Below are 26,275 nucleotides of genomic sequence, written 5' to 3'. Positions count from 1 at the left end.
CACACCCGTTCCCATCCCGAACACGGAAGTTAAGCTCTCCAGCGCCGATGGTAGTTGGCGGGACACCGCCTGCGAGAGTAGGACGTTGCCGGGCGGACATAGCAAGTTAGAGAGCATCTCCGTTTTGTTCTCTAACTTTTTTTGTCCATGTATTTGCGTTTAACGCTTTTACAATCCTCTCCCCCATAGTGAAGAGCTAACCTATATCGGTTAGCTCATTTTTTATTTAATGTCCACCTTCCTTTTTATATGATCAGGGATGAGACGATGAAGATGAACAAATAGCAGTCCGTTCTCGTACACAGCTTCCACTTTTTCTCCTACAGGAAAGGGAAGTTGTATCTCTCGTTCAAAAGGTTCTTGTGTAATTCCTTCTTCAATTAGTTCAAAGCCTTCAAATTGCAATTGAACATTTGCTTTAATTTCTAATGTATTATAATGAATGTACACTTCTGCATCGTGTACATGTGCTAACCCTGGGATCGCTGCGACGACAAGTAGCTCATTATCATGACGATACATATTGATGCCTGATGAATAGGAAGAAAAGGAATTTGACGAGTTCCAAAATGGATGAGTGAAAAATGCTTCCCATTGCTTTGTCCAATCCATAAGCTTCTCCCCTTTCTCTTTTTCTTTTTACTATATGGTGAAAAAGATGAAATGGTGATTTTTAAGTAAAAACCGAACATTGATTATTTTGTTTGTGAAAATGTTCGATTTTATGTTGACATGATTGAAAAACGACTGGTAAGATGAAGATAAATGAATACGTTGTTGAACCCTCATATAATTTTGGGAATATGGCCCAAAAGTCTCTACCCAATAACCGTAAATTATTGGACTATGAGGGGAAGGATCTTATTGGCTTTTTTTCACCCAATGGGCGAAATATGTCCAGAATGATGCTTTCCCTTATGATCGAGGGGCGTCGTTCTGGATTTTTTTTCTGAATGATAAAAAGAGGTGAGTGTAAATGCGGCCACTTGTAGCTGTTATTATGGGAAGTCAATCAGACTGGGAAACAATGCGTCATGCATGTGATATATTAGAAGAATTTCATATTCCGTTTGAAAAAAAAGTCGTTTCGGCTCATCGTACACCTGACTTTATGTTTGCGTATGCCGAAACAGCTGAAGAGCGTGGAATTAAAGTCATTATCGCTGGAGCAGGGGGAGCTGCTCATTTGCCAGGAATGGTAGCAGCTAAAACAACGTTGCCTGTTATTGGTGTTCCGGTTATGTCTAAAACGCTAAATGGTCTTGATTCGTTGCTTTCTATCGTCCAAATGCCCGGAGGAGTGCCAGTAGCGACAGTGGCCATCGGAAAAGCAGGTGCCGTCAATGCGGCATTGCTTGCGGTATCGATTCTCGGAACGCACGATTCGGCGTACATGGATGCATTGCGGATGCGGCGTGAGGCAATTCGAAAACAGGTGATAGAAGGTAGTGATCAGCTTGAGTAAAGTGATTGTGCCGGGGCAAACGATTGGTATTATTGGTGGAGGTCAGTTAGGGAGAATGATGGCGATCGCTGCAAAAGAGATGGGATTTTTCGTAGCGGTTCTTGATCCTACTCCGCAATCGCCTTGTGCCCAAGTGGCTGATATTGAAATTGTCGCTTCGTATAGCGATGAAGAAGCGTTACGTCACTTAGCCGAAGTGAGCGATGTTGTGACATATGAGTTTGAAAATATTGATGCTGATGCGTTGAATCGATTAGTAGAGAAGGGATATGTGCCACAAGGAAGCGAGCTGCTTTCTATTACACAGCATCGTTGGAAGGAAAAACGAGCAGTTCAGTCTGCCGGGTTGCCTGTTGCCCCTTATCGTCTCATACTGGAAGAAGAACAATTGGAACGGGCGATTGAGGAGATCGGCATTCCGGCTGTATTGAAAACATGTCGTGGAGGGTATGATGGAAAAGGGCAAGTGGTCATCCGTTGTTTAGATGATATTCACGAGGCGCGCTCGCTGCTTACTTACGGTGAATGTATATTGGACGCATGGGTACCGTTTGTGAAAGAGTTATCTATTATCGTTGTGCGCAGCGTTTCTGGTGAAATAAAGCTATTCCCTGTTGTCGAGAACATTCATCGCGACAATATTTTGCATCAAACGATTGCTCCAGCCCAAGTTAGCCAGAAAACCATTGCGCAGGGGGAGATGTATGCTCGACGATTAGCGGAAACATTTCAACTTGTCGGCACACTAGCCATTGAAATGTTTTTAACAGAAGATGGGCAGTTATATGTCAATGAACTTGCCCCTAGACCACACAACTCAGGTCATTATACAATAAACGGTTGTATCACATCGCAATTTCATCAGCACATTCGTGCCATTTGCAATTGGCCACTTGGCAGCACGGAGTTGCTCAAACCTACAATTATGGTCAACATTTTAGGAGAACATGTGGATGCAGTCATTCAAAACATCTCCCAATTTCGTGACGCCCACATCCACTTTTATGGAAAAAAGGAAGCGAAGCTGAAGCGAAAGATGGGACATGTGACATGGTTAGCTGATGATGTCGATGCGATCCAACGAAAAATAGATGAATTTGCGATTTGGACAGATCGGAGGATGAATGTATGATTGAACGTTACACACGACCAGAAATGGGTGCAATCTGGACAGAAGAAAACCGTTTTCGTGCTTGGCTAGAAGTCGAAATTTTAGCATGTGAAGCATGGTCGGAATTAGGAGTTATTCCGAAAAAAGATGTTGAGAAAATTCGTCAAAACGCATCGTTTCGCATTGAACGCATTAAAGAAATCGAGGAAGAGACGCGTCATGATGTCGTTGCCTTTACTCGTGCTGTATCAGAGACGTTAGGCGAGGAACGAAAGTGGGTACATTACGGATTGACGTCTACGGATGTTGTTGATACCGCATTGTCGTATTTACTAAAACAAGCAAATGACATTTTATTGCGCGATTTAGAAAACTTTATCGCGGTGTTAAAAGAAAAAGCGATTGAGCATAAATATACGGTCATGATGGGACGAACGCATGGTGTACATGCCGAGCCTACGACGTTTGGATTAAAATTGGCTCTTTGGTACGCTGAAATGCAACGCAACTTAGAACGTTTTAAGCAAGCAGCAGAAACGGTGCGCGTCGGAAAAATTTCTGGCGCGGTCGGTACGTATGCAAACATTGATCCGTTTGTTGAGCAGTATGTATGTGAAAAGCTCGGTTTACAGCCTGCACCAATTTCAACGCAAACGTTGCAGCGTGATCGTCATGCTCATTATATGGCGACGCTTGCCTTAATTGCGACATCGATCGAAAAGTTTGCTGTTGAAATTCGCGGATTGCAAAAGAGCGAAACGCGTGAAGTAGAGGAGTTTTTCGCAAAAGGGCAAAAAGGATCGTCAGCCATGCCGCATAAGCGCAATCCGATCGGCTCAGAAAACATGACAGGAATGGCGCGTGTCATTCGCGGTTATATGTTAACAGCATACGAAAACGTGCCGCTCTGGCATGAGCGTGATATCTCTCACTCATCAGCCGAACGCATTATTTTGCCGGATGCAACGATTGCTTTAAATTACATGCTGAATCGTTTTACGAATATCGTAAAAAACTTAACGGTGTTTCCAGACAACATGAAGAAAAATATGGATCGTACCCTCGGGCTTATTTATTCTCAGCGCGTGTTGCTAGCGCTCATTGACACGGGGATGACGCGTGAGGAAGCGTACGATCTCGTGCAGCCAAAAGCGATGGAAGCATGGGAAAAACAAGTGCCGTTTCGCTCGTTAATTGAAGCAGACGAAGTGATTACAAGTCGTTTAACGAAAGACCAAATTGCTGATTGCTTTGACTACAACTATCACTTAAAGCATGTCGACACGATTTTCGAGCGACTTGGTTTGCAATAGGTAAGGCGGCGTCCTTACCTATAAACTCAAATTTCCTAATATTCTGTATAACTGGGGGAGAGAACATGGAAAAGCAACACCTTCTGTATGAAGGAAAGGCGAAGAAAGTGTATGCGACGAACGAAGAGGGCGTATTATGGATTGAATATAAAGATGAGGCAACTGCATTTAACGGTGAAAAAAAAGCAAAGATTAGCGGAAAAGGACGATTAAATAACGAAATTACGAGTTTACTATTTTTCTTGTTGCATGAAGCAGGTGTAAATAATCATTTTATCCGTAAAATATCTGATACAGAACAGCTTGTGCGACGAGTGACGATCATACCCCTTGAAGTCGTTGTCCGCAATATTGTCGCCGGGAGTTTGTCGAAGCGTACTGGTCTTGAGGAAGGAACGGTACTTGAAAAAACACTTGTAGAATTTTACTACAAAAATGACGATTTAGGCGACCCCCTCTTAACGGAAGATCATATCGCTCTGTTGTCACTCGCCTCCCGCGATGAACTTGTGTACATGAAACAAACAGCGTTACGCATAAACGATGTTTTAACGTCTTTATTTCACTCATGTGACTTACAGCTCGTTGATTTCAAATTAGAGTTTGGAAGAGACGAAACGGGAGCGGTGTTACTTGCGGATGAAATTTCCCCAGATACGTGCCGATTATGGGATGTACACACGAAAGAAAAGTTCGATAAAGATGTATTTCGTCGCGATTTAGGCGACTTAACAGAAACATATACAAAACTTTTACAACGATTAGGAGGATTATCATGTACAAAGTAAAAGTGTATGTCACATTGCGTGAAAATGTATTAGATCCACAAGGAAATGCTGTAAAAGGAGCGCTTCATAGCTTAAGTTATCATGAGGTGCAAGATGTGCGTATTGGAAAGTTCATGGAGTTAACGGTAGAAAAAAGTGACCGCGACATAGATGCACTCGTGAAAGATATGTGTGAAAAGTTGTTGGCGAATACGGTCATTGAAGATTATCGCTATGAAATTGAGGAGGTCGTCGTTCAGTGAAATTTGCGGTCATTGTATTTCCGGGTTCCAACTGTGATGTCGACATGTATCATGCGATTGCAGATGAATTAAGGGAAGATGTTGAATACGTTTGGCATGATGTAGAAAGTTTAGATGAGTTTGATGCTATTCTTTTGCCAGGTGGTTTTTCATACGGGGATTATTTACGATCTGGAGCGATTGCGCGTTTTTCTAACGTGATGAAAGCGATCAAAAAAGCAGCCGATGAAGGCAAGCCGATTTTAGGTGTATGTAACGGATTTCAAATTTTATTAGAAGCAGGATTGCTTCCCGGGGCGATGCGGCGCAACCATACGCTAACGTTTATTTGCCGTCCGGTAAAACTTCGTGTCGAAAATAATGAAACGATGTTTACATCCCAATATGAGCGCGGCGAAATCATTACGATCCCGATTGCTCATGGAGAAGGAAATTATTACTGTGATGAGCACACATTGCAGCAGCTTATTGCGAACAACCAAATCGTTTTTCGTTATGAGGGAGAAAATCCGAACGGCAGCTTGCAAAACATTGCAGGCATCGTGAACGAAAAAGGGAATGTACTTGGAATGATGCCTCATCCGGAGCGAGCAGTTCATGATTTGCTTGGGGGAGCTGACGGGTTAAAAATGTTTCAATCAATCGTTACATATTGGAGGGACGCACATGTCGTTACTACTTGAGCCAAGCCCAACGATAATTAAAGAGCAAAAGTTATATCGGGAAATGGGGCTAACGGACGAAGAATTTGCGATGGTTGAGCGCATTCTTGGACGTTTACCGAATTATACGGAAACAGGCATTTTCTCGGTTATGTGGTCGGAACATTGCAGCTATAAAAATTCGAAACCTGTGTTAAAGAAGTTTCCGACAGAAGGAAAACATGTGCTTCAAGGACCGGGAGAAGGGGCAGGCATTGTCGATATTGGAGACGGATTAGCGGTCGCCTTTAAAATTGAAAGCCATAACCATCCATCTGCGATTGAACCGTACCAAGGGGCAGCGACAGGCGTTGGCGGGATTATTCGCGATGTATTTTCGATGGGCGCGCGACCAATTGCATTATTAAATTCGCTTCGCTTTGGGGAATTAACGTCACCGCGCGTGAAATATTTATTTGAGCGTGTCGTCGCAGGTATTGCTGGGTATGGAAATTGCGTCGGCATTCCGACGGTTGGAGGAGAAGTGCAATTTGATGCGGCATACGAAGGAAACCCGCTTGTAAATGCGATGTGTGTCGGGGTGATTCGACATGAAGATATTCAAAAAGGAATCGCGGCAGGCGTTGGAAACACGGTTATGTACGTCGGTGCCAAAACAGGGCGCGACGGCATTCATGGAGCGACGTTTGCATCGGAAGAATTAACGGAACAATCTGAACAAAAGCGCCCAGCTGTTCAAGTTGGCGATCCGTTTATGGAAAAATTGCTTCTTGAGGCTTGTTTAGAAGTGATCCATTCCGATGCGCTCATTGGGATGCAAGATATGGGTGCGGCAGGTTTGACAAGTTCATCAGCCGAAATGGCGAGCAAGGCAGGCTCTGGTATTGAACTAAATTTAGATCTTGTACCACAACGTGAAACAGGAATGACACCGTATGAGATGATGTTGTCTGAGTCGCAAGAGCGCATGCTTCTTGTTGTTCAAAAGGGTCGTGAACAAGAAATTATAGATGTATTTGCTAAATATGGGCTCGAGGCGAAAGCGATTGGCCGCGTAACAAATGATCAAATGTTACGTTTGTATCACCGCGGGGAAGTCGTTGCCGAAATTCCGGTTGATGCGCTTGCTAAAGATGCTCCTGTATATCATAAGCCGTCGCAAGAACCAGCATATTATCGTGAGTTTCAAACGATTGAGTACGTACCGACAATTAACGATTATGAAGAAACGTTGCTTGCATTATTAAGTCAGCCGACGATTGCAAGTAAAGAATGGGTATATGAGCAATACGATTATATGGTGCGGACAAATACGGTTGTTGCGCCAGGCTCTGATGCAGCTGTGTTGCGCATTCGTGGCACAAATAAAGCGTTAGCGATGACGACTGATTGCAATTCTCGTTACGTATATTTAGATCCGGTCATTGGTGGAAAAATCGCGATTGCAGAGGCGGCGCGCAACATCGTTTGTTCCGGCGCTCAACCGCTTGCGGTGACCGATTGTTTAAATTTCGGAAACCCAGAGAAACCGGAGATTTTTTGGCAACTAGAGAAAGCGGTAGAAGGAATGAGCGAAGCGTGTCGTATGCTTGAAACACCAGTCATTAGCGGAAATGTATCGCTTTATAATGAAACGAACGGCGAAGCAATTTATCCGACACCAATTGTCGGCATGGTCGGTGTCGTTGAGGATATCAACCATATTACGACACAGTCATTTAAACAGCCGGGCGACTTCATTTATGTCATCGGGGAAGCGAAGCGAGAATTTGGCGGAAGCGAGTTGCAAAAATGGTTAACAGGTCGCATTTTTGGAAAAGCGCCAACGATTGATTTACATGTGGAAGCAGAGCGACAACAACAGCTTCTCACCGCGATTCGAGCTGGAGTAGTAGCATCAGCGCATGACATATCGGAAGGTGGCTTGGCGATTGCGCTTGCGGAAAGTTTAATGAGCACAAACGGTTTAGGAGCGTATGTGACAATCGACGGTGATGTTGTTGCGGAATTGTTTAGTGAAACACAATCACGCTTTATCGTTTCTGTAAAAAAGGAACATCGTCAAGCGTTTGAACAGCTCGTTCAAGCGATATGTATTGGGGAAGTGACGAACGATGAAATGCTTCATGTGGTGAATGGGGATACGAGTATCATCCACGTTCCAGTAGAAACAATGCGAAATGTATGGAAAGGAGCTATTCCATGCTTGCTGAAATCAAAGGATTAAACGAAGAGTGTGGGATTTTCGGCATTTGGGGACACGAGGAAGCGGCGACATTGACATATTATGGGCTGCACAGTCTACAACATCGCGGCCAGGAAGGGGCAGGCATTGTTGTCGGAGGTAACGGAACGCTACAGTTTCATAAAGGACTTGGCTTAGTAACAGAAGTGTTTAGTCGCGGAGAGTTAGAAAAACTAACGGGCATGGCCGCCATCGGCCACGTCCGTTACTCCACTGCTGGTGGGGGTGGGTACGCGAACGTTCAACCGCTTTTGTTTCGCTCACAAGGCGGCAGTTTAGCACTTGCGCACAACGGAAACTTAGTGAATGCCGATGAGCTTCGTTTCCGTTTAGAACAACAAGGAAGTATTTTTCAAACGACGTCCGATACAGAGGTGCTCGCCCATTTAATTAAGCGAAGTGATGAACCGATTTTAAAAGAGCGAATTAAAGAAGCATTAACGCATTTGCGGGGCGCCTTCGCTTTTCTTATTTTAACGGAAACCGAAATGTATATCGCCCTTGATCCGCATGGTTTTCGCCCTCTGTCGTTAGGTCGTTTAGGCGAGGCATATGTCGTGGCATCGGAAACGTGTGCGTTTGATGTCATTGGTGCCACATATGAACGGGAGGTTGAGCCAGGGGAGCTCATTATGATTAATAAGCAAGGCGTTCGTTCCGAGCGTTTTGCCCCTAAAGTTTCCCGTTCGATTTGTAGCATGGAATATATTTATTTTGCCCGTCCCGATAGCAACGTTGATGGCATTAACATTCATACAGCACGAAAAAATTTAGGAAAACAGTTAGCCGTTGAAGCCCCTGTTGCAGCGGATGTGGTGACAGGTGTGCCCGACTCAAGTATTTCTGTTGCGATCGGCTATGCGGAAGCGACGGGTATTCCGTACGAATTAGGGCTAATTAAAAATCGATATGTTGGGCGAACGTTCATCCAACCGTCTCAAGCTCTCCGTGAACAAGGTGTAAAAATGAAATTGTCACCTGTTCGTGGGGTTGTAGCTGGCAAGCGTGTCGTTATGGTTGATGACTCTATCGTGCGCGGGACGACAAGCAAGCGCATCGTACGCATGCTTCGGGAAGCTGGAGCGACGGAAGTACACGTGCGCATTAGCTCTCCACCTATTACTCACCCATGTTTTTACGGTATTGATACATCGACAAAAGAAGAGCTTATTGCTGCTACACATACAGTAGAAGAGATTCGCCAGCTCATCGAAGCAGATTCGCTAGCTTTTTTAAGCCAAAAAGGGCTGCTGCAAGCAATTGGGCGCCCAGATGATTCACCGAGCTGTGGCCAATGTTTAGCTTGCTTTACTGGACAATATCCGACGAAAATAGGAGGGGAGTACGTTGGCACATTCGTACAAACAAGCCGGTGTGAATATTGAAGCTGGCTATGAAGCGGTCGAGCGGATGAAAAAACATGTCGCCAAAACTGCCCGAATTGGTGCGTTAGGAAGTTTAGGTGGTTTTGGAGGAATGTTTGATCTTTCTTCACTTGGATATAAACAACCAGTACTCATATCAGGAGCGGACGGAGTAGGAACAAAACTAATGCTTGCTTTCAAGCTCGACCGCCATGACACGATTGGTATAGATTGTGTTGCAATGTGCGTGAACGATATCGTCGTACAAGGGGCGGAGCCGCTCTTTTTCCTTGACTACATCGCCTGTGGAAAAGCGATTCCAGAAAAAATTGAACATATCGTCAAAGGAATAGCAGATGGATGTGTCGAAGCAGGATGTGCGCTTATCGGCGGGGAAACGGCAGAAATGCCAGGCATGTATAGTGAAGATGAATATGACGTAGCTGGATTTGCAGTTGGTGTGGCAGAAAAATACAAAGTAGTTACAGGGGATGGGATTGTCCCAGGGGATGTGCTCATTGGTCTTGCATCGAGCGGTTTGCATAGCAACGGCTATTCGCTCGTGAGAAAAATTATAAAGGATGCCGACTTGCGATTAGATGACATATATGAGCCGTTTTCTCGTCCGCTTGGTGAAGAACTGTTAACACCTACGCGCATTTACGTTCGTGCTGTACTGGAAGCATTGAAACAATTTCGTGTAAAAGGAATGGCTCATATTACAGGGGGCGGGTTTATTGAAAATATTCCGCGCATGTTGCCGAAAGGATTACAAGCGGAGATAGACTACGGCTCATGGCCGATTCCACCGATTTTTAATTTCCTGCAGCAACACGGGAAGCTGCAACGAACGGAAATGTTTAATATTTTTAATATGGGAATTGGTTTTGTTATGGCTGTCGATAGCGACGTTGTGCCAGACGTTGTGCAGTTGCTTGAATCGTTTGGAGAGCAAGTGTATGTGATCGGTCGGATAAAGGAAGGAACGGGTGTATCGTTTGCAGGAGGAAAAATCGAATGAAGCGAATAGCTATTTTTGCTTCGGGGAGCGGAACGAACTTTCAAGCGATTGTCGATGCGGCAAAAAAAGGAGAGATACAAGCAGACGTAGCTCTTCTTGTATGTGACCGACCGCATGCAAAAGTCATTGAACGGGCCATTCGCGAACACGTGCCGTCATTTGTTTTTCATCCGAAACAATATGAAACAAAAGAATGTTTTGAACGTGAGATTTTACAACAGTTGCGCGAACGAGGTGTGGATTGGATTGTTTTAGCGGGATATATGCGACTGATCGGTCCTACACTTTTACAAGCTTATCGGAACAAAATTGTCAATATTCACCCGTCGCTTTTACCCGCTTTTCCAGGTAAAGATGCGATCGGGCAAGCGTATCGATATGGCGTGAAAGTTACAGGTGTGACCGTTCATTATGTTGATGAAGGAATGGACACAGGGCCGATCATCGCTCAACAGGCGTTATACATTTATGACGGTGAGCCGCTTGAGAGCATTGAACGTCGTATTCATGAAATCGAACATACGTTGTATCCACAAGTTATTCAACAATTGTTGACGGAGAAAGGGAGTACAAGCGATGAAAAAACGAGCAATCATTAGCGTGTCAAATAAAAAAGGAATCGTTACATTCGCTAAGCAATTAACGGAGCTTGGGGTGGAAATCATTTCGACGGGCGGCACAAAACGCGTATTAGCGGAACACGGCATTCCAGTAACAAGTATTTCAGAGGTAACAAACTTTCCAGAAATTTTAGATGGTCGTGTGAAAACCCTTCATCCACATATTTATGGTGGGCTGTTAGCTGTTCGGGAAGATGAAGTGCATGCGCAGCAATTAAAGGAACATGCCATTACACCAATTGATTTTGTTATTGTGAACTTGTATCCATTTCAAGAAACGATTGCAAAACCGAATGCTTCCCTTGTAGAAGCAATCGAAAATATTGATATTGGCGGTCCAACGATGCTAAGGGCGGCGGCGAAAAATCATGCGTATGTGACAGCTGTTGTTGACCCGGACGATTATCATTTAGTGATTGAACAGCTGAAACAATATGGTGAGGTGTTACTTGAAACGAGACGGACGTTGGCGGCAAAAGTGTTCCGCCATACTGCAGCGTACGATGCGACGATTGCCCAATATTTAACGAACATCGTCGGGGAAACATACCCAGAAACGATGACGATGACCTTTGTGAAGAAACAGTCGCTACGATATGGGGAAAATCCACATCAAACAGCTGCATTTTATGAAAGGCCGCTCCGTTCACCGTTTTCTATTACGGCCGCGAAGCAGTTGCACGGAAAAGAGCTATCGTACAACAACATTAATGACGCAAACGCCGCGTTGCAAATTGTTGCGGAGTTTACCGAGCCGGCAGCGGTGGCAGTAAAACATATGAATCCGTGTGGGGTAGGTATTGGTGAAACGATTGCTGAGGCGTTTCAAAAAGCTTACGAAGCCGATCCAACGTCCATTTTTGGTGGTATTGTAGCACTAAATCGCGAAGTCGATGAAAAAACAGCTGCACAGCTAAGCGACATCTTTTTAGAAATTGTCATTGCCCCATCGTTTACAGAACAGGCACTTGCGCTATTAACGAGAAAGAAAAATATTCGTTTGCTAACGGTTGATTTTCAAGCAGAGCGAAAACAAGAGCCGTTTGTCGTATCCGTACGCGGTGGACTGCTTGTTCAAGATGAAGACATATATACGATTGATGATGCGAATGTCCAAGTAGTGACCGAAAGACAGCCGACAGAAGAAGAGTGGGCGAATTTAGCGTTCGCTTGGCGCGTTGTTAAACATGTGAAATCGAATGCAATTGTTTTAGCGAGAAATGGCATGACGATTGGCGTTGGCGCTGGACAAATGAATCGTGTTGGAGCTGCTCGCATTGCGATTGAACAGGCGGGAGAGAAAGCTAAAGGAGCGGTATTAGCTTCCGACGCATTTTTCCCGATGAGTGATACAGTTGAAGCAGCTGCTCAGGCAGGGGTGACAGCGATCATTCAGCCGGGTGGCTCCATTCGTGACGAAGATTCGATTCAAAAAGCTAATGAATATGGAATAGCCATGGTATTTACAGGCGTTCGCCATTTTAAACATTAAGGGGGAAGCAACGGATGAAAGTGCTCATTATAGGTCGTGGTGGCCGAGAGCATGCACTTGCATGGAAAGTAGCACAAAGCCCGCTCGTGACCCACATATACGTGGCGCCAGGAAACGATGGAATGAATGCAATCGCTACGCGCGTTCCGATTTTAGAGGCTGACGTCGAAGCGCTTGTGCAATGGGCGAAAAAAGAAGCGATTGATTTAACGATTGTTGGACCGGAAGCACCGCTGTTGGAAGGAGTAGTTGATCGTTTCGAAAGAGAAGGATTACGCATTTTTGGTCCAAAACAGCAGGCGGCGCGAATTGAAGGAAGTAAAGCATTTGCGAAAGATTTGATGAGAAAATATAACATTCCGACAGCGAGCTATGCGACATTTACAAAGTATGATGAAGCTGTACAATATGTGCACGAACAAGGGGCTCCGATTGTCATTAAAGCGGATGGGCTTGCAGCAGGAAAAGGGGTAACGGTGGCGATGACAGTTGAAGAGGCGCTCCATGCTTTGCATGACATTATGGTTGCCAAAAAGTTTGGTGAAGCCGGGGTACAAGTTGTCATTGAGCAATATTTACAAGGCGAAGAATTTTCGCTTATGACATTTGTACATGGAGAACGTGTATATCCAATGGTTATCGCCCAAGACCATAAGCGAGCGTTCGATGATGATCAAGGTCCGAACACGGGAGGAATGGGGGCGTATTCTCCTGTGCCGCAAATAAGCGAACAGATCGTTCACGATGCGATGGAAACGATCGTCAAACCGACGGTGAAAGCATTAACGAAAGAAGGCTGTTCATTTACTGGATTTTTATATGCAGGATTAATTGCGACGGAAGAAGGACCAAAAGTCATCGAATTTAATGCACGGTTTGGTGACCCTGAAGCACAAGTCATTTTGCCGCGTTTGCAAAATGATCTTGTTGAAGTCATCGTCTCACTTTTAGAAGATAAGCCTGTTACGTTGCATTGGAGCGACGAAGCTACCCTTGGTGTCGTTTTAGCTGCGAAAGGGTATCCAGATCAATATGAAAAAGGAGCGATCATTCGGGGATTAGAACGAATCACGAAAGCACAAGTTTTTCACGCTGGCACAAAGTGCGTAAATGACGAATGGGCAACGGACGGGGGACGAGTGCTCCTCGTTGTGGCGAGTGGAAAAACGTTAAAAGAAGCACAGCGTCTCGTGTACGAACAAATACAATATATTGAGTGCGATGGGCTATTCTATCGCCGCGATATTGGTCATAAAGCTATCGTACGCGCCTCTTGCGAATATATACAAAACTAAGCGCAACGATACTACCGATTAAAAGAATAAGAATGAAGAACGTGTCTGTTATATATTCTGTCATCATATGCGTTCTCTCCTTTTTGCCCCCTTGTACGTGTACAAGGGGGTGTTGTTATGAAGGGTTAACTGGTTCAATCGGAATGGCGTTCTTTCGTTCATGATCTTGTTCACAATGACATTGATATCGTTCGAACAATGCCATCACGGGACAGAAACGAACAATCCCTTCCGCAATTTTCATGGCAGCAAGCATGATTATCCACATATATGATTCACGCCACGGTTTACGGGAAAGATTGGCAGTTGCCCAAGCAAGCATCGTAAATCCGCATGTGATGCGAATCATCGCATTGATTATACCGATGTTTTGTTTCATGTTCTCCCTCCTTTTTGTTTGTGAAATTCGCTTTCATCCGTTAAAATGTGTATAGATGATGGTACGATTTAGGAGGAAAGCGATCATGATAGAAAAACGGTATCGATGGAAAAGCGAACAAATTCGTAAACACGTTGCGATTGTTGACGGGAGGCAAGCGCCAACGAAAGTATTATTGAACGCAACATATTTACATCCATACTTGCGTCAATGGGTGCAAGGAAACATATGGATTTGCGATGACCGAATTGTATATGTCGGTCCGAATAAGCCGAAGCAGTTGGACGCATGCGAAGTCGTTAATTGCACGAATCGTATGCTTGTTTCTGGTTACATTGAGCCTCATGCTCACCCGTTTCAGTTATATAATCCCCAGACGTTAGCGGAATATGCAGCGCAGTCTGGTACGACGACACTCATTAACGATAACTTATTTCTTTTTTTACAGTTGACAAAAAAGAAAGCGTTTTCTTTTTTAGCGGCGATGGAAAAACAACCGGTGACGATGTACTGGTGGTGCCGGCTTGATCCGCAAACAGAAATGGATGGAGAAGAACATCTTTTTTCATATCGGAACATGAAAGCATGGCTTGAAAACGATGCTGTCTTACAAGTTGGTGAATTAACTGGATGGCCTAAACTGCTAGAAGGAGACGATTTCGTCCTCCATTGGATGCAAGAGGCAAAGAAGCTTGGTAAAAAAGTAGAGGGGCATTTTCCAGGAGCTTCAGACCGCACGTTAACGAAAATGAAATTGTTTGGAGCGGATGCGGATCATGAGGCGATGACAGGGAACGATGTATATAAACGATTAATGCAAGGTTATACGGTATCGTTGCGTCATTCATCTATTCGCCCTGATTTACCGACATTGCTGCAAGAGATGAAACAATGTGGCATTCACCATTACGACCATTGCATGTTTACGACGGACGGTTCGACGCCTACATTTTATGAAAATGGAATGATTGACGAAATGATTCGCATGGCGCTCAAAGAAGGTGTACGTGATATTGACGCATACAACATGGCGACGTGGAACGTTGCCCGTTACTACAATATCGATCATTTGCACGGAAGTATTACACCGGGGCGTATTGCTCATATTAACATACTTGAGCATGCTTCGAATCCGACACCGATTTCTGTTTTAGCAAGCGGACAATGGGTCAAACGGGACGGTGCGCCGGTTCATGCTTTTTTAACAGTTGAATGGGATGCCCATGGGCTTAAGCCTCTTTCTTTCGCTTGGGATTTACAAATGGACGATTTGCAATTTTCGATGCCTTTAGGCATGTATATGGAAAACTCAGTCATTATTAAGCCGTATTCCATTTCGACAGATACGTCAGTAGATGAATTATCAAACGATCATGACGAGAGCTTTTTAATGCTTATTGACCGCAACGGAAAATGGCGAGTGAACACGGTGTTAAAAGGGTTTGCGACACATGTGCAGGCGCTTGTTAGCTCGTATTCCAATACAGGAGACATTATTTTAATCGGGAAAAGCAAACGGGATTTGTTGCTTGCCTTTGAGCGTATGAAGGAAATAGGGGGCGGTATCGTTCTTTGTGAACATGGGAAAGTCATTCATGAAATTTCTCTTCCATTAAGCGGTTTAATGTCAGCGAAACCGATGGAGGCGTTAATACAGGAAGAAAAAAAACTCGGTGAACTGTTGAGAGCTCGCGGTTATACGTTCGCAGATCCAGTTTATACGTTGTTGTTTTTATCGTCGACACATTTACCATATATTCGCATTACATCGAAAGGAATTTACGATGTCATGCATAAAACAGTACTCTTTCCAACAATAATGCGTTAAAATATAAAAGGGACGAAAATGAAAGGTTGGGTTTATGTTGCGGCGATTATTGTTTTTATTGCTCATTACGCTCGCGGTTATGTTTGGTGTTGGATGTCAACGTGCAGAGCAAAACACGAAAGAAAAGGAGTCTCCTCCAACAACAATCGAACAAGAGAATGAACAAGGGAAAGAAGAAGCGATGTGGACGTTCCCGTTAACGGGTATGCCAGCGAGTGAAAAAACGATGCAACGCGTCGTAGCGGTTATGGTTAACAACTACCCTACTGCCCGACCGCAATCGGGGTTACATAAAGCAGATATCGTCTACGAGGTGCTTGCTGAAGGGGATATTACGCGGCTGTTAGCGATTTATCAAAGTGAGCAGCCTGATGTGATCGGACCTGTTCGGAGCGCGCGCGATTATTTTATTCAATTGAGCAACGGCTTTCACGCGTTATATGTATGCCATGGATGGAGTCCAGAGGCTCAACGGTTATTGCAGTCTAGTTCAGTAGATTACGTCAATGGATTGTTTTACGATGGGACGTTATTTTGGCGAGATCGAACGAGAAAATCGCCGCACAACTCTTACATTTCCTTTGAAAATATTAAAAAAGGAGCCGAAAAAAACGGCTATGCATTTGAAGAAGAAGTGAAGCCATTGCCGTTTTTCTCAAATGATTTGACACGTGCTGTAGAAGCGACGAATATTGATGTTGTGTATTCTAAACGATCGTATGCTCACGTTCATTATACGTATGATGGAACGAAATACGTTCGTTCGAGTGGTGGCGAGCCGACTGTTGATCGGGAAACGAATACACCTATTGCAGTAGAAAATGTGTTTGTTGTTGAAGCAACACATGAAGTGATTGATGATTACGGACGAAGACATATTGATTTCACGTCAAGTGGAAAAGGTTATTTATTCCAAAAAGGAACGGTACAACAAGTGCAATGGAGAAACGTTGACGGCCGCCTTCTTCCTTATCAAGACGGCGTTCCGCTTGGGTTTGTTCCAGGTAAAACATGGATTCAAGTCGTTCCTAATTTGCAACAAGTACAATATGAATAGGGGGATGTATATGCAAATTAATAAATTGCGTGGCAGAGAGCTCGATCAATTATTTCAAGCCATTTTGTCGTTGAAAGATTTAGAGGAATGTTACCGCTTCTTCGACGATTTATGCACTGTCAATGAAATACAAGCGCTTGCGCAAAGATTAGAAGTGGCACGCATGTTGCGCGAAGGGTATACGTATCATAAAATTGAAACAGAAACAGGGGCAAGCACAGCGACGATCTCGCGCGTTAAGCGCTGCTTAAACTACGGAAATGATGCGTATGCGATGGCGCTTGATCGCATTTATAACGAACAAAAGGAAGAGGCTGGCTCACAATGAGTCAGCTTCTTTTTGCGATTTTTGTTATAATGAGATGAGGTGAAAAAAATGAATGAAATGGCAACATGGCGACATGTGTTTAAATTAGATCCGAACAAACATATAACAGACGGGCAACTTGAACAAGTATGTGAATCAGGTACAGATGCGATCGTTGTTGGTGGGACAGATGGTGTAACGCTTGAAAATGTCATCGATTTGCTTGCGCGCGTACGCCGTTTTTCTGTTCCATGCGCGCTAGAAGTATCAAATATTGAAGCAATCACACCTGGATTTGACTATTATTTTATTCCAATGGTACTTAATAGCCGTGATCTCACTTGGTTAATTGATTTGCACCACGAAGCAGTAAAACAGTTTGGCGACTTAATAAATTGGGAAGAACTGTTTGTTGAAGGGTATTGCATTTTAAATGCTGAATGTAAAGCTGCATCGTTAACAAGTGCGCGAACGGAGTTAACAGATGAAGATGTCATTGCCTATGCTCGAATGGCAGAACATATGTATCGTTTTCCGATTTTTTATATGGAATATAGCGGGCAGTACGGAGATGTGATGCTTGTAGAGAAAGTGAAACGGACGTTGCAACATACGCGTCTATTTTATGGTGGAGGCATTCATACGCCTGAACAAGCGAAAGAAATGGCGATGTGGGCAGATACAGTTGTCGTTGGAAATGTGATTTATACGAATTTGCCTATGGCGTTACAAACGGTTGAAGCAGTTAAAGGGAAAAGGACATAAATGGAGAATAAAAAAAGAACATATGTTTTTGGTGGTGGAAAGATGAGTATGTCAGCTCGTATGTTATTAGATGGGTTAAATGAAAAACAAAAAGAGGCGGTAAAGACGACGGAAGGTCCGCTTTTAATTATGGCGGGAGCGGGAAGCGGAAAAACGCGTGTGCTCACACATCGCATCGCTTATTTAATGGCGGAAAAAGATGTTGCCCCGTGGAACATTTTAGCTATTACATTTACAAATAAAGCAGCCCGCGAAATGAAAGAACGCGTGGAGCGGATCGTAGGCAAACAGGCAGAAGATATATGGATTTCCACGTTTCACTCGATGTGCGTCCGTATTTTGCGCCGCGATATTGATCGCATCGGCATTCATGCGAATTTCTCTATTTTGGATACGACCGATCAATTATCGGTACTAAAGCATATTTTAAAAGATCGCAATATTGATCCGAAAAAATATGACCCGCGTGCGCTATTAGGTACGATTAGCAGCGCGAAAAACGAATTAATTACGCCTGAAACATATGCTGATCAAGCTGCAACGCCGTATGAAAAACTTGTGGCCGACGTCTACAAAGAATATCAAAAACGATTGTTGCGCAACCATGCTCTCGATTTTGATGATTTAATTATGACGACGATCCAGCTATTTCAACGTGTTCCTGAAGTGTTGGAATATTATCAGCGAAAATTTCAATATATTCATGTCGATGAATATCAAGATACAAACCGCTCGCAATATTTGCTAGTAAATATGCTTGCTAAACGATTCCGAAATTTATGCGTTGTCGGGGATTCCGACCAATCCATTTATCGTTGGCGCGGGGCAGATATTAGTAACATTTTATCATTTGAAAAAGACTATCCAAATGCTAAAGTTATTTTGCTTGAACAAAACTATCGCTCAACAAAACGTATTTTACAGGCTGCTAATGCCGTTATTGAGCATAACACCCAACGAAAGCCGAAAAAACTTTGGACGGAAAATAGCGAAGGTCATGCGCTCGTATATTATGAAGCGATGACAGAAGTGGATGAAGCGCAGTTCGTTGTCGGGAAAATTAAAGAGTATGTCGATACAGGAAAACGAACGTATAAAGATTTTGCAGTGTTATATCGAACGAATGCGCAGTCGCGCGTTCTTGAGGAAATGTTTTTAAAGGCAAACATTCCATACAAAATTGTCGGCGGTTTAAAGTTTTATGACCGGAAAGAAATTAAAGATATTTTAGCGTATTTACGTTTAATTGCGAACCCGAACGATGACATTAGCTTGACGCGCATTATTAACGTTCCAAAACGAGGCATCGGCGCATCAACAATCGATAAGATCGCCTCTTATGCATCCATCCACAGCATATCTATGTTCGATGCGCTCAAGCATATTGAAGAGATCGGAATTAGTGCTCGTATTGCCGCACCACTCGTGCAATTTCGTGAACAAATCGATCATTGGAGCCAAATGCAACATTATTTATCTGTGACAGAGCTTGTCGAAGATGTGTTGGATCGTTCAGGGTATCGCGATATGCTTCGCGAGGAAAAAACGTTAGAGGCATATAGCCGGCTTGAAAACATTGATGAGTTTTTATCCGTCACTAAACATTTTGAACAAGTAAACGAGGACAAGTCGCTCGTTGCTTTTTTAACCGATTTAGCTCTTGTTGCTGACATTGATCAGCTTGACAATGACAGTGAAGGCCAGACAAGTGATGCGGTCGTTTTAATGACGCTTCACTCGGCAAAAGGGCTTGAGTTTCCTGTCGTCTTTTTAGTCGGACTAGAAGAAGGGATCTTTCCGCATAATCGTTCGTTAAATGATGAGGATGAAATGGAAGAAGAACGCCGTCTAGCTTATGTTGGCATCACTCGTGCGGAAGAACAGTTATTTTTGACGCGCGCACATATGCGCACATTATTTGGACAAACCCACGTGAACGCTCCATCTCGCTTTATTGATGAAATTCCTGAAGAGCTTATTGAATATGCACATAAGCGAGCAAAAAAACAATCGGCCTCTCCGCGATTATCTGTAGCTTCGCAAGGGGGATGGCGCGTAGGAGAGAAAGTGAGTCATAAAGTGTGGGGTATTGGTACAATTGTGCGCGTAAAGGAAAACGATGGGGATCAAGAGTTAGATGTTGCTTTCTCAAGCCCAATTGGTATTAAACGACTATTGGCGAAGTTTGCTCCGATTACGAAAGTATAGAAAGGATGGAGAATGTGGCACTGCACGACGTGGAAAAACAAATGGCTCAATTACGTCAACAAATCGAAAAATATAATTACGAATATTACGTGTTAGACAAACCGTCTATTTCTGATGCTGAATATGACGAATTGATGAGAAGATTAATAGAACTCGAGGAGCAATATCCGCAATATAAAACGCCGGACTCCCCTTCGCAACGCGTTGGCGGAGCTCCGTTAGAGTCGTTTGCGAAAGTGACCCATCGCGTGCCGATGCTTAGCTTAAGCAACGCCTTCAACGAAGGGGATTTGCGCGATTTTGATCGGCGAGTACGCCAAGAAGTCGGCGATGTGCGTTACGTATGTGAACTGAAAATAGATGGTTTGGCGGTATCGCTCCGCTATGAAAATGGTTATTTTGTACAAGGAGCGACGCGCGGGGACGGGACGACAGGGGAAGATATTACAGAAAATGTAAAAACCATTCGTTCGTTGCCGCTCCGCTTGCGTGAACAAGTGACGATTGAAGTGCGCGGAGAGGTATACATGCCGCGACAATCTTTTGAAAAGCTGAACGAACAGCGCAAAAGGAACGGGGAAGAATTATTCGCCAATCCACGCAACGCGGCAGCCGGCTCCCTTCGTCAGCTCGATCCAAAAATCGTCGCTTCCCGTCAGCTAGATATATTTGTATATGGTGTTGTCCATGCGGAAGAGTTAGGGTTTAATTCTCATAGTGAAGCGCTTCGCTATTTAGATGAGCTTGGGTTTAAAACAAATTGTGCACGTCAAGTATGCGAAACGATCGACGATGTTCTTTCTTACATCGAACGATGGCATGCAGAACGGGAAAAGCTTCCATACGATATTGATGGTATCGTCATTAAAGTAGATTCGTTTGCTCAGCAAAAACAACTCGGAGCAACCGCGAAAAGTCCGCGCTGGGCGATCGCTTATAAGTTTCCGGCTGAAGAAGTCGTAACGCAGCTCGTTCATATTGAATTGAGCGTCGGACGAACAGGGGTAGTCACTCCGACAGCTATTTTACAGCCGGTACGTGTAGCAGGGACGATTGTACAACGCGCTTCTCTTCATAATGCGGACTACATTCGTGAAAAAGATATTCGTCTTGGCGATTACGTGGTGATTAAAAAAGCGGGCGACATTATCCCGGAAGTTGTTCGTTCGTTACCAGAGCGGCGAACAGGGCAAGAGAAACCGTTCGATATGCCGACGCGTTGTCCAGCATGTGCGAGCGAGCTCGTACGACTTGATGATGAAGTGGCTCTCCGTTGCGTCAATCCGCAATGTCCAGCACAAATTCGCGAGGGGCTCATTCACTTCGTCTCACGCCAAGCGATGAATATTGATGGATTAGGGGAAAAGGTGATTACTCAATTATTTGAGCACGGCCTCGTTCGAAGTGTGGCCGATTTGTACAAGTTAACGAAAGAGCAACTTGTTGCACTAGAACGAATGGGAGAGAAATCAGCAACGAACTTGCTGCATGCGATTGAAGCATCAAAGCAAAACTCGCTTGAACGCTTATTGTTCGGACTTGGGATTCGCCATGTCGGCGCAAAAGCTGCCAAAACGTTAGCGGAACATTTTGAAACGATCGATCGCCTCCAACAAGCGACAAAAGAAGAATTGACGTCCATTCATGAAATTGGCGATAAAATGGCGGACTCGATTGTTACGTATTTTTCAAAAGAAGAAGTCAAACAGCTGTTGGACAGTTTGCGTTCACACGGTGTCAATATGGTGTACAAAGGTGCAAAACGATCAGCTGACGTAAATCCCGCATTTGCTGGAAAGACGTTCGTCTTAACAGGTACGCTACAATCAATGTCGCGAGCGGAGGCGAAAGAAAAAATTGAAGCGCTAGGCGGGAAAGTGACAGGAAGCGTCAGTAAAAAGACAGATGTTGTCGTCGCGGGTGAAGACGCTGGATCAAAATTAGAAAAGGCAAATCAACTTGGCATTACGGTTTGGGACGAAGCGCGTTTTCTTCAAGAAATACAACAATAAAAGCGGGTGTGAACGATGAAAAAGTTGATGACATTGCTCATTTGTGCGCTCCTTACTCTTTCAGCGTGTGCGCCAAAGTTTAATCAGGAAGAAAAAGTTGTGCAAGAAACAGAAAATAAAAAACAAAAAGCGATTATTCCAAAGTACAACATTTCTAACTCGTATTATCGTACCATTTTGCCGTTTCAGCCCGGAGAGGCGCGCGGACTTGTCGTTGAAAATGTGAACACAAGATTGGATATGGAAGAGTTTGAACTCGGCTTAATGCGCATTGCACAAACGAAGTTTTCTCCGTCACAATATTTGTTTCAACAAGGACAATACTTAGATCGAAAGACGATCGAATCGTGGTTGAAACGGAAACAAGGGAATGCGGAAGGGCTCAATCCCGCGCTTGGAAACGAAGGAACAAATGAAGAGAGAAATAAAAAACATCCGCTATACATCTCCCATATTTTAGAACATAACTATTTAGTTAAAACAGGAAATGACAAAGTGCAGTTAGGTGGCGTCGTCATTGGGTTGGCAATGAATTCTGTCCATTACTATGAGACGGAAGAAGGGTATCCACGCGAAGTAAAAATTTCAAAGAGCGATATGGAGAAGGAAGGGAAAAAAGCGGCAGAAGAAATTGTTTCTCGTTTGCGTCAAATGGATGGATTAAAGGAAGTACCTATAATTATTGGATTATTTGAACAGCAACCGAAGTCGTCCATCGTTCCAGGCCATTTTTTTGCAGCTGGCTATGTAGACAAAGGAAGCAATTCAATTAAAAATTGGGAAAATATTAACGAAGAATATTATGTCTTTCCGTCCGATGAAGCGCAAAAAAACCATCGTGACGACTTAGTGAAATTTTTAAACTTAAAATCGGATATTGAAGAATTTTTTCCAAATTATACAGGAGTCATCGGCAGAGCATTTTATCGTGACGACCAATTGCAACAATTGACAATTGATATTGTGATGCAGTTTTACGGAAAAACAGAAGTCATCGGATTTACGCAATACGTTACAGGTCTTCTCATGGAAAAAATGCCTGACTATATGCCAATTTCTGTTTACATTTCTTCCGTCCGTGGACCGGAGAGCATCATTATAAAAAATCCAGATCAAAATGAGCCGTTCGTTCACATCTATCAACCATAAAAAATTTGAATATGTATGCTCCATCCGTTAGAATGGGATTGTGTGTGGGAACGCTTTTGTAATTCCAACAAAGGGGGCTTTATCTATGGTACAACCTTATAAACACGAACCATTTACTGATTTTACAGTCGAAGCAAACAAAAAAGCGTTTGAAGAAGGATTACAAACGGTACAAGCTTATCTCGGTCAAGATTATCCGCTTGTTATTGGCGGCGAACGAATTATGACAGAAGATAAAATCGTTTCGATCAACCCAGCGAATAAAACGGAAGTTGTTGGACGTGTAGCGAAAGCGAATAAAGATTTAGCAGAAAAAGCGATGCAAGCAGCAGATGCAGCGTTTGCGTGGTGGAGCAAAACGAAGCCAGAAATGCGTGCAGACATTTTATTCCGCGCTGCTGCTATCGTCCGCCGTCGTAAACATGAGTTTTCAGCATTGCTTGTGAAAGAAGCAGGAAAACCGTGGAAAGAAGCGGATGCTGATACAGCGGAAGCGATTGATTTTATGGAATATTATGCACGTCAAATGTTGAAGTTGAAAGATGGCATCCCTGTCGAAAGCCGTCCAGGAGAAACGAATCGTTTCTTTTACATTCCGCTTGGCGTTGGCGTTGTCATTTCACCATGGAACTTCCCATTTGCGATTATGGCGGGAACAACCGTTGCCGCGCTTGTCACAGGAAATACGGTGTTGTTAAAACCAGCGAGCGCAACGCCAGTCGTAGCATATAAGTTCGTTGAAGTGCTAGAAGAAGCAGGTCTTCCAGCAGGCGTATTAAACTACATTCCAGGAAGCGGCGCAGAAGTAGGCGACTACTTAGTAGATCATCCGCGCACACGTTTCATTAGCTTTACAGGCTCGCGCGACGTCGGCATTCGCATTTACGAGCGCGCAGCGAAAGTGCATCCAGGACAAATTTGGCTCAAGCGTGTCATTGCGGAAATGGGCGGAAAAGATACAATTGTCGTCGATAAAGAAGCAGATTTAGAATTGGCGGCACAATCAATTGTTGCATCTGCTTTTGGCTTCTCTGGGCAAAAATGCTCGGCATGCTCGCGTGTCGTTGCGCTTGAAGATATATACGACCAAGTATTAAACCGCGTCGTTGAGCTAACGAAGCAATTAAAAATCGGCAATCCAGAAGAACAAAGTACGTTTATGGGACCGGTTATTGATCAATCGGCGTACAACAAAATTATGGAGTATATCGAAATTGGTAAACAAGAAGGCAAGCTAATGATAGGCGGTGAAGGAGACGACTCGAAAGGCTTCTTCATTCAGCCAACGGTATTTGCCGATGTTGATCCGAAAGCGCGCATTATGCAAGAAGAAATTTTTGGACCTGTTGTGGCATTTACGAAAGCAAAAGACTTCGACCATGCGCTTGAAATCGCAAATAACACAGAATATGGCTTAACTGGTGCAGTCATCTCAAACAACCGCTTTAACCTTGAAAAAGCGCGTGAGGAGTTCCATGTTGGTAATCTTTACTTTAACCGCGGTTGCACAGGTGCCATCGTCGGCTACCATCCGTTTGGTGGGTTCAATATGTCTGGAACAGACTCGAAAGCAGGCGGTCCAGACTACTTACTTCTTCATATGCAAGCAAAAACGGTATCCGAAATGTTTTAATAGAAAAACCCCTCTTGGCGAAAACGCTAAGAGGGGGTTAAAGTATACATCCTTCATATAATATGGAAGCGGGTGGTGATGGGCGATTGAGTACAAACATGTACGGATTAAAAAAGCAAACATTTTATATGATTGGGCGTAAAACCCCTATTTCAGGCTAGGGGATGTAAGCCCTAGCTGCAGGAACTGTGGGGATCGCCTACTAAATAACCGAAAAAACTTTCGGTGTTCGTAGGAATCCGCTATAGCTTTAGCCTAGCGGTAGTTCAATTGATCAACTATTAGTCGAAATGAAAAAACGAGTTCGTGAATTGGAAGAATAGGGGGAGAATGAGTGAAAAAATTTTTAATAGGAGTTTTGTTGTCGTTTGTCATGTTTGCCCTTTCGTTCTCATTATTTAGCGGTTTTTCTTTCTTTATTGCCATTTTTCCAATTGCAGTACTAGCTGTTCCGTTTATATGTGCGGTAACAGAGGCGCTCATTTTTTTTATCGATGAAAAATGGGGATTTAAATGGGATGGGGCTGTTGTTTTAGGGATCGCAACGATTACGACGCTTCCTTTTTATCCTTCTTGTGTTCTTGTAGCTTCAATTTATATAGGAGCATTGGGATATTATGTGGGGCGGAGAATCATGTAATTTCATTCATTTCTGGAAGTGATGTTACCTTTAAATGAAAGAAGTATATAAATCGAATTTCATAGAGAGGGAAATGCCCTCTCTATGAAAACAACCGATTTCTCATTTTGAAAAGTTCGCGTTCCGTCATCATTGTTTTATGAACGGTGAAATCAACGTCAAGTTGGAGGTTGTTAAGACGTTCGTTGAATTGTTTGTAGTGGGAGTCAATTTTTTCGTGCAGTGCGTGGATTTCTTGCTTCATTGCTGTCATTTCACCGCGCATATGATGGACATCCATCGTTAAAGCCTCGAGTTTCGCGTCCGTTTCGTCTTGACGATGGAGAAGAGCGTTCATAAGATCGTAAAGCTCTTTTTGTCCATTTTTTAATGCTTGTTGCTCTTCGCGAATGAGTTGCTGCTCTTTGCGGAATGCATTCATTTCCTCCCGCAACGAGTTTATTTCTTCACGGAATGTTTTCTGCTCTTCGCGAATAGCCATTTGTTCCTCACGAATAGCTTGTTGTTCTTCACGAATGGCTCGCTGTTCTTCGCGAATGGCTTGTTGTTCTTCACGAATGGCTTTTTGCTCTTCACGAATGTCCTGCAACTCTTTTTGGATGTCTGTGACGACGAGTAAAATTTTCTCCAATAATTGCTCGCTCATCTTCTCACCTCCTTTGCACATAACCATATTATA

25 protein-coding genes, 1 rRNA gene and 1 riboswitch are annotated in these 26,275 nt (G+C 43.7%); of the genes, 22 read left to right on the top strand and 4 right to left on the bottom strand.

Features of this window, described 5'->3' with window-relative positions; all coding sequences use genetic code 11:
* A 5S ribosomal RNA gene (gene rrf / locus BM213_RS07690) occupies positions 1-94 on the top strand; the annotation flags it as partial.
* A gap of 128 nt (positions 95-222) precedes the next feature.
* Here the strand turns inward: rrf and BM213_RS07685 are convergent.
* Positions 223-612 (bottom strand): Hsp20/alpha crystallin family protein, encoded by a 390-nt coding sequence (locus tag BM213_RS07685; RefSeq protein ID WP_085789455.1) that lies wholly within the window; start codon positions 610-612, stop codon positions 223-225.
* A 153-nt stretch (positions 613-765) separates the two neighbouring features.
* Positions 766-867: riboswitch (purine riboswitch) on the top strand.
* Positions 868-976: 109 nt separating this feature from the next.
* On the opposite strand from BM213_RS07685, the gene purE reads away from it, so the two are divergent.
* From purE to purD, 12 genes are all read left to right on the top strand, one after another.
* On the top strand, positions 977-1,465 hold the full coding sequence (purE, locus tag BM213_RS07680; protein ID WP_085789454.1) for a 5-(carboxyamino)imidazole ribonucleotide mutase: 489 nt from the start codon (positions 977-979) through the stop codon (positions 1,463-1,465).
* Positions 1,449-2,597 carry a 5-(carboxyamino)imidazole ribonucleotide synthase gene (purK, locus tag BM213_RS07675; protein ID WP_091702644.1) on the top strand — a complete coding sequence of 383 codons (1,149 nt, stop codon included), beginning with the start codon at positions 1,449-1,451 and terminating at the stop codon, positions 2,595-2,597. The genes purE and purK overlap by 17 nt, the downstream gene beginning before the upstream one ends.
* Positions 2,594-3,889 (top strand): adenylosuccinate lyase, encoded by a 1,296-nt coding sequence (gene purB, locus BM213_RS07670; protein WP_091702641.1) that lies wholly within the window; start codon positions 2,594-2,596, stop codon positions 3,887-3,889. The genes purK and purB overlap by 4 nt, the downstream gene beginning before the upstream one ends.
* 65 nt (positions 3,890-3,954) lie before the next feature.
* On the top strand, positions 3,955-4,677 hold the full coding sequence (purC, locus tag BM213_RS07665; protein WP_091702638.1) for a phosphoribosylaminoimidazolesuccinocarboxamide synthase: 723 nt from the start codon (positions 3,955-3,957) through the stop codon (positions 4,675-4,677).
* The gene (purS, locus tag BM213_RS07660) at positions 4,665-4,919 is read left to right on the top strand and encodes a phosphoribosylformylglycinamidine synthase subunit PurS (RefSeq protein WP_003398656.1); all 255 of its coding nucleotides are present in this window, start codon (positions 4,665-4,667) and stop codon (positions 4,917-4,919) included. Before purC ends, purS begins: the two co-directional genes overlap by 13 nt.
* The gene (purQ, locus tag BM213_RS07655) at positions 4,916-5,602 is read left to right on the top strand and encodes a phosphoribosylformylglycinamidine synthase subunit PurQ (protein WP_091702636.1); all 687 of its coding nucleotides are present in this window, start codon (positions 4,916-4,918) and stop codon (positions 5,600-5,602) included. Before purS ends, purQ begins: the two co-directional genes overlap by 4 nt.
* Entirely contained in the window at positions 5,586-7,808 is a 2,223-nt protein-coding gene (purL, locus tag BM213_RS07650) for a phosphoribosylformylglycinamidine synthase subunit PurL (protein WP_091702633.1), read from the top strand. Before purQ ends, purL begins: the two co-directional genes overlap by 17 nt.
* A complete protein-coding gene (purF, locus tag BM213_RS07645; protein WP_091702631.1) occupies positions 7,784-9,211 on the top strand; it encodes an amidophosphoribosyltransferase in 1,428 nt (475 codons plus the stop codon). Before purL ends, purF begins: the two co-directional genes overlap by 25 nt.
* Complete coding sequence (purM, locus tag BM213_RS07640; protein WP_091702628.1) at positions 9,174-10,211, top strand: phosphoribosylformylglycinamidine cyclo-ligase; 1,038 nt, start codon at positions 9,174-9,176, stop codon at positions 10,209-10,211. Before purF ends, purM begins: the two co-directional genes overlap by 38 nt.
* The gene (gene purN, locus BM213_RS07635; RefSeq protein WP_091702625.1) at positions 10,208-10,810 is read left to right on the top strand and encodes a phosphoribosylglycinamide formyltransferase; all 603 of its coding nucleotides are present in this window, start codon (positions 10,208-10,210) and stop codon (positions 10,808-10,810) included. Before purM ends, purN begins: the two co-directional genes overlap by 4 nt.
* On the top strand, positions 10,788-12,323 hold the full coding sequence (gene purH / locus BM213_RS07630) for a bifunctional phosphoribosylaminoimidazolecarboxamide formyltransferase/IMP cyclohydrolase (RefSeq protein WP_091702623.1): 1,536 nt from the start codon (positions 10,788-10,790) through the stop codon (positions 12,321-12,323). The genes purN and purH overlap by 23 nt, the downstream gene beginning before the upstream one ends.
* Before the next feature lie 14 nt (positions 12,324-12,337).
* Positions 12,338-13,618, top strand: a complete 1,281-nt coding sequence (gene purD / locus BM213_RS07625; protein WP_091702620.1) for a phosphoribosylamine--glycine ligase — start codon at positions 12,338-12,340, stop codon at positions 13,616-13,618.
* Here the strand turns inward: purD and BM213_RS15220 are convergent.
* Together BM213_RS15220 and BM213_RS07620 are read right to left on the bottom strand one after the other, a co-directional pair.
* Complete coding sequence (locus tag BM213_RS15220) at positions 13,581-13,682, bottom strand: EYxxD motif small membrane protein (RefSeq protein ID WP_338390259.1); 102 nt, start codon at positions 13,680-13,682, stop codon at positions 13,581-13,583. The two genes, purD and BM213_RS15220, sit on opposite strands and share 38 nt — an antisense overlap.
* Before the next feature lie 51 nt (positions 13,683-13,733).
* Positions 13,734-13,997, bottom strand: coding sequence for a YgaP family membrane protein (locus tag BM213_RS07620; RefSeq protein ID WP_003398646.1), 264 nt, complete (start codon positions 13,995-13,997; stop codon positions 13,734-13,736).
* 85 nt (positions 13,998-14,082) lie between these two features.
* Between BM213_RS07620 and BM213_RS07615 the strand changes: the two genes are divergently transcribed.
* From BM213_RS07615 to BM213_RS07575, 9 genes are all read left to right on the top strand, one after another.
* Positions 14,083-15,825: an adenine deaminase C-terminal domain-containing protein gene (locus tag BM213_RS07615; protein ID WP_091702617.1), complete on the top strand. Its 1,743-nt coding sequence runs from the start codon at positions 14,083-14,085 to the stop codon at positions 15,823-15,825.
* A gap of 34 nt (positions 15,826-15,859) precedes the next feature.
* Positions 15,860-16,882, top strand: a complete 1,023-nt coding sequence (locus BM213_RS07610) for a DUF3048 domain-containing protein (protein ID WP_091702615.1) — start codon at positions 15,860-15,862, stop codon at positions 16,880-16,882.
* A 10-nt stretch (positions 16,883-16,892) separates the two neighbouring features.
* Positions 16,893-17,210 carry a YerC/YecD family TrpR-related protein gene (locus BM213_RS07605; RefSeq protein WP_003398643.1) on the top strand — a complete coding sequence of 106 codons (318 nt, stop codon included), beginning with the start codon at positions 16,893-16,895 and terminating at the stop codon, positions 17,208-17,210.
* A gap of 48 nt (positions 17,211-17,258) precedes the next feature.
* A complete protein-coding gene (pcrB, locus tag BM213_RS07600; protein WP_091702612.1) occupies positions 17,259-17,954 on the top strand; it encodes a heptaprenylglyceryl phosphate synthase in 696 nt (231 codons plus the stop codon).
* Between the two features lie 42 nt (positions 17,955-17,996).
* The gene (pcrA, locus tag BM213_RS07595) at positions 17,997-20,162 is read left to right on the top strand and encodes a DNA helicase PcrA (protein WP_091702646.1); all 2,166 of its coding nucleotides are present in this window, start codon (positions 17,997-17,999) and stop codon (positions 20,160-20,162) included.
* A 5-nt stretch (positions 20,163-20,167) separates the two neighbouring features.
* Positions 20,168-22,174 carry an NAD-dependent DNA ligase LigA gene (gene ligA, locus BM213_RS07590; protein ID WP_091702609.1) on the top strand — a complete coding sequence of 669 codons (2,007 nt, stop codon included), beginning with the start codon at positions 20,168-20,170 and terminating at the stop codon, positions 22,172-22,174.
* A gap of 15 nt (positions 22,175-22,189) precedes the next feature.
* Positions 22,190-23,323 (top strand): CamS family sex pheromone protein, encoded by a 1,134-nt coding sequence (locus BM213_RS07585; RefSeq protein WP_091702606.1) that lies wholly within the window; start codon positions 22,190-22,192, stop codon positions 23,321-23,323.
* Between the two features lie 85 nt (positions 23,324-23,408).
* Positions 23,409-24,956, top strand: a complete 1,548-nt coding sequence (pruA, locus tag BM213_RS07580) for an L-glutamate gamma-semialdehyde dehydrogenase (protein ID WP_091702603.1) — start codon at positions 23,409-23,411, stop codon at positions 24,954-24,956.
* A gap of 334 nt (positions 24,957-25,290) precedes the next feature.
* Entirely contained in the window at positions 25,291-25,596 is a 306-nt protein-coding gene (locus tag BM213_RS07575; RefSeq protein WP_091702601.1) for a hypothetical protein, read from the top strand.
* An 82-nt stretch (positions 25,597-25,678) separates the two neighbouring features.
* On the opposite strand, the gene BM213_RS07570 is transcribed toward BM213_RS07575, so the two are convergent.
* The gene (locus tag BM213_RS07570) at positions 25,679-26,269 is read right to left on the bottom strand and encodes a hypothetical protein (RefSeq protein ID WP_091702598.1); all 591 of its coding nucleotides are present in this window, start codon (positions 26,267-26,269) and stop codon (positions 25,679-25,681) included.
* Between the last annotated feature and the right edge of the window lie 6 nt (positions 26,270-26,275).

This window comes from Anoxybacillus pushchinoensis, from assembly GCF_900111795.1.
Taxonomy (GTDB): Bacteria; Bacillota; Bacilli; order Bacillales; family Anoxybacillaceae; genus Anoxybacillus; species Anoxybacillus pushchinoensis.
The sequence above is the reverse complement of the archived record's forward strand: the minus strand, read 5'-3'. Positions and strand labels throughout refer to the sequence as shown.

Coding starts and splice junctions, on each gene's coding strand:
- BM213_RS07685 (WP_085789455.1), bottom strand. CDS start 612: ATGGATTGGACAAAGCAATGGGAAGCATTTTTCACTCATCCATTTTGG.
- purE (WP_085789454.1), top strand. CDS start 977: ATGCGGCCACTTGTAGCTGTTATTATGGGAAGTCAATCAGACTGGGAA.
- purB (WP_091702641.1), top strand. CDS start 2,594: ATGATTGAACGTTACACACGACCAGAAATGGGTGCAATCTGGACAGAA.
- purC (WP_091702638.1), top strand. CDS start 3,955: ATGGAAAAGCAACACCTTCTGTATGAAGGAAAGGCGAAGAAAGTGTAT.
- purS (WP_003398656.1), top strand. CDS start 4,665: ATGTACAAAGTAAAAGTGTATGTCACATTGCGTGAAAATGTATTAGAT.
- purL (WP_091702633.1), top strand. CDS start 5,586: ATGTCGTTACTACTTGAGCCAAGCCCAACGATAATTAAAGAGCAAAAG.
- purF (WP_091702631.1), top strand. CDS start 7,784: ATGCTTGCTGAAATCAAAGGATTAAACGAAGAGTGTGGGATTTTCGGC.
- purN (WP_091702625.1), top strand. CDS start 10,208: ATGAAGCGAATAGCTATTTTTGCTTCGGGGAGCGGAACGAACTTTCAA.
- purH (WP_091702623.1), top strand. CDS start 10,788: ATGAAAAAACGAGCAATCATTAGCGTGTCAAATAAAAAAGGAATCGTT.
- purD (WP_091702620.1), top strand. CDS start 12,338: ATGAAAGTGCTCATTATAGGTCGTGGTGGCCGAGAGCATGCACTTGCA.
- BM213_RS15220 (WP_338390259.1), bottom strand. CDS start 13,682: ATGACAGAATATATAACAGACACGTTCTTCATTCTTATTCTTTTAATC.
- BM213_RS07620 (WP_003398646.1), bottom strand. CDS start 13,997: ATGAAACAAAACATCGGTATAATCAATGCGATGATTCGCATCACATGC.
- BM213_RS07615 (WP_091702617.1), top strand. CDS start 14,083: ATGATAGAAAAACGGTATCGATGGAAAAGCGAACAAATTCGTAAACAC.
- BM213_RS07610 (WP_091702615.1), top strand. CDS start 15,860: ATGTTGCGGCGATTATTGTTTTTATTGCTCATTACGCTCGCGGTTATG.
- BM213_RS07605 (WP_003398643.1), top strand. CDS start 16,893: ATGCAAATTAATAAATTGCGTGGCAGAGAGCTCGATCAATTATTTCAA.
- pcrB (WP_091702612.1), top strand. CDS start 17,259: ATGAATGAAATGGCAACATGGCGACATGTGTTTAAATTAGATCCGAAC.
- pcrA (WP_091702646.1), top strand. CDS start 17,997: ATGAGTATGTCAGCTCGTATGTTATTAGATGGGTTAAATGAAAAACAA.
- ligA (WP_091702609.1), top strand. CDS start 20,168: ATGGAGAATGTGGCACTGCACGACGTGGAAAAACAAATGGCTCAATTA.
- BM213_RS07585 (WP_091702606.1), top strand. CDS start 22,190: ATGAAAAAGTTGATGACATTGCTCATTTGTGCGCTCCTTACTCTTTCA.
- pruA (WP_091702603.1), top strand. CDS start 23,409: ATGGTACAACCTTATAAACACGAACCATTTACTGATTTTACAGTCGAA.
- BM213_RS07570 (WP_091702598.1), bottom strand. CDS start 26,269: ATGGTTATGTGCAAAGGAGGTGAGAAGATGAGCGAGCAATTATTGGAG.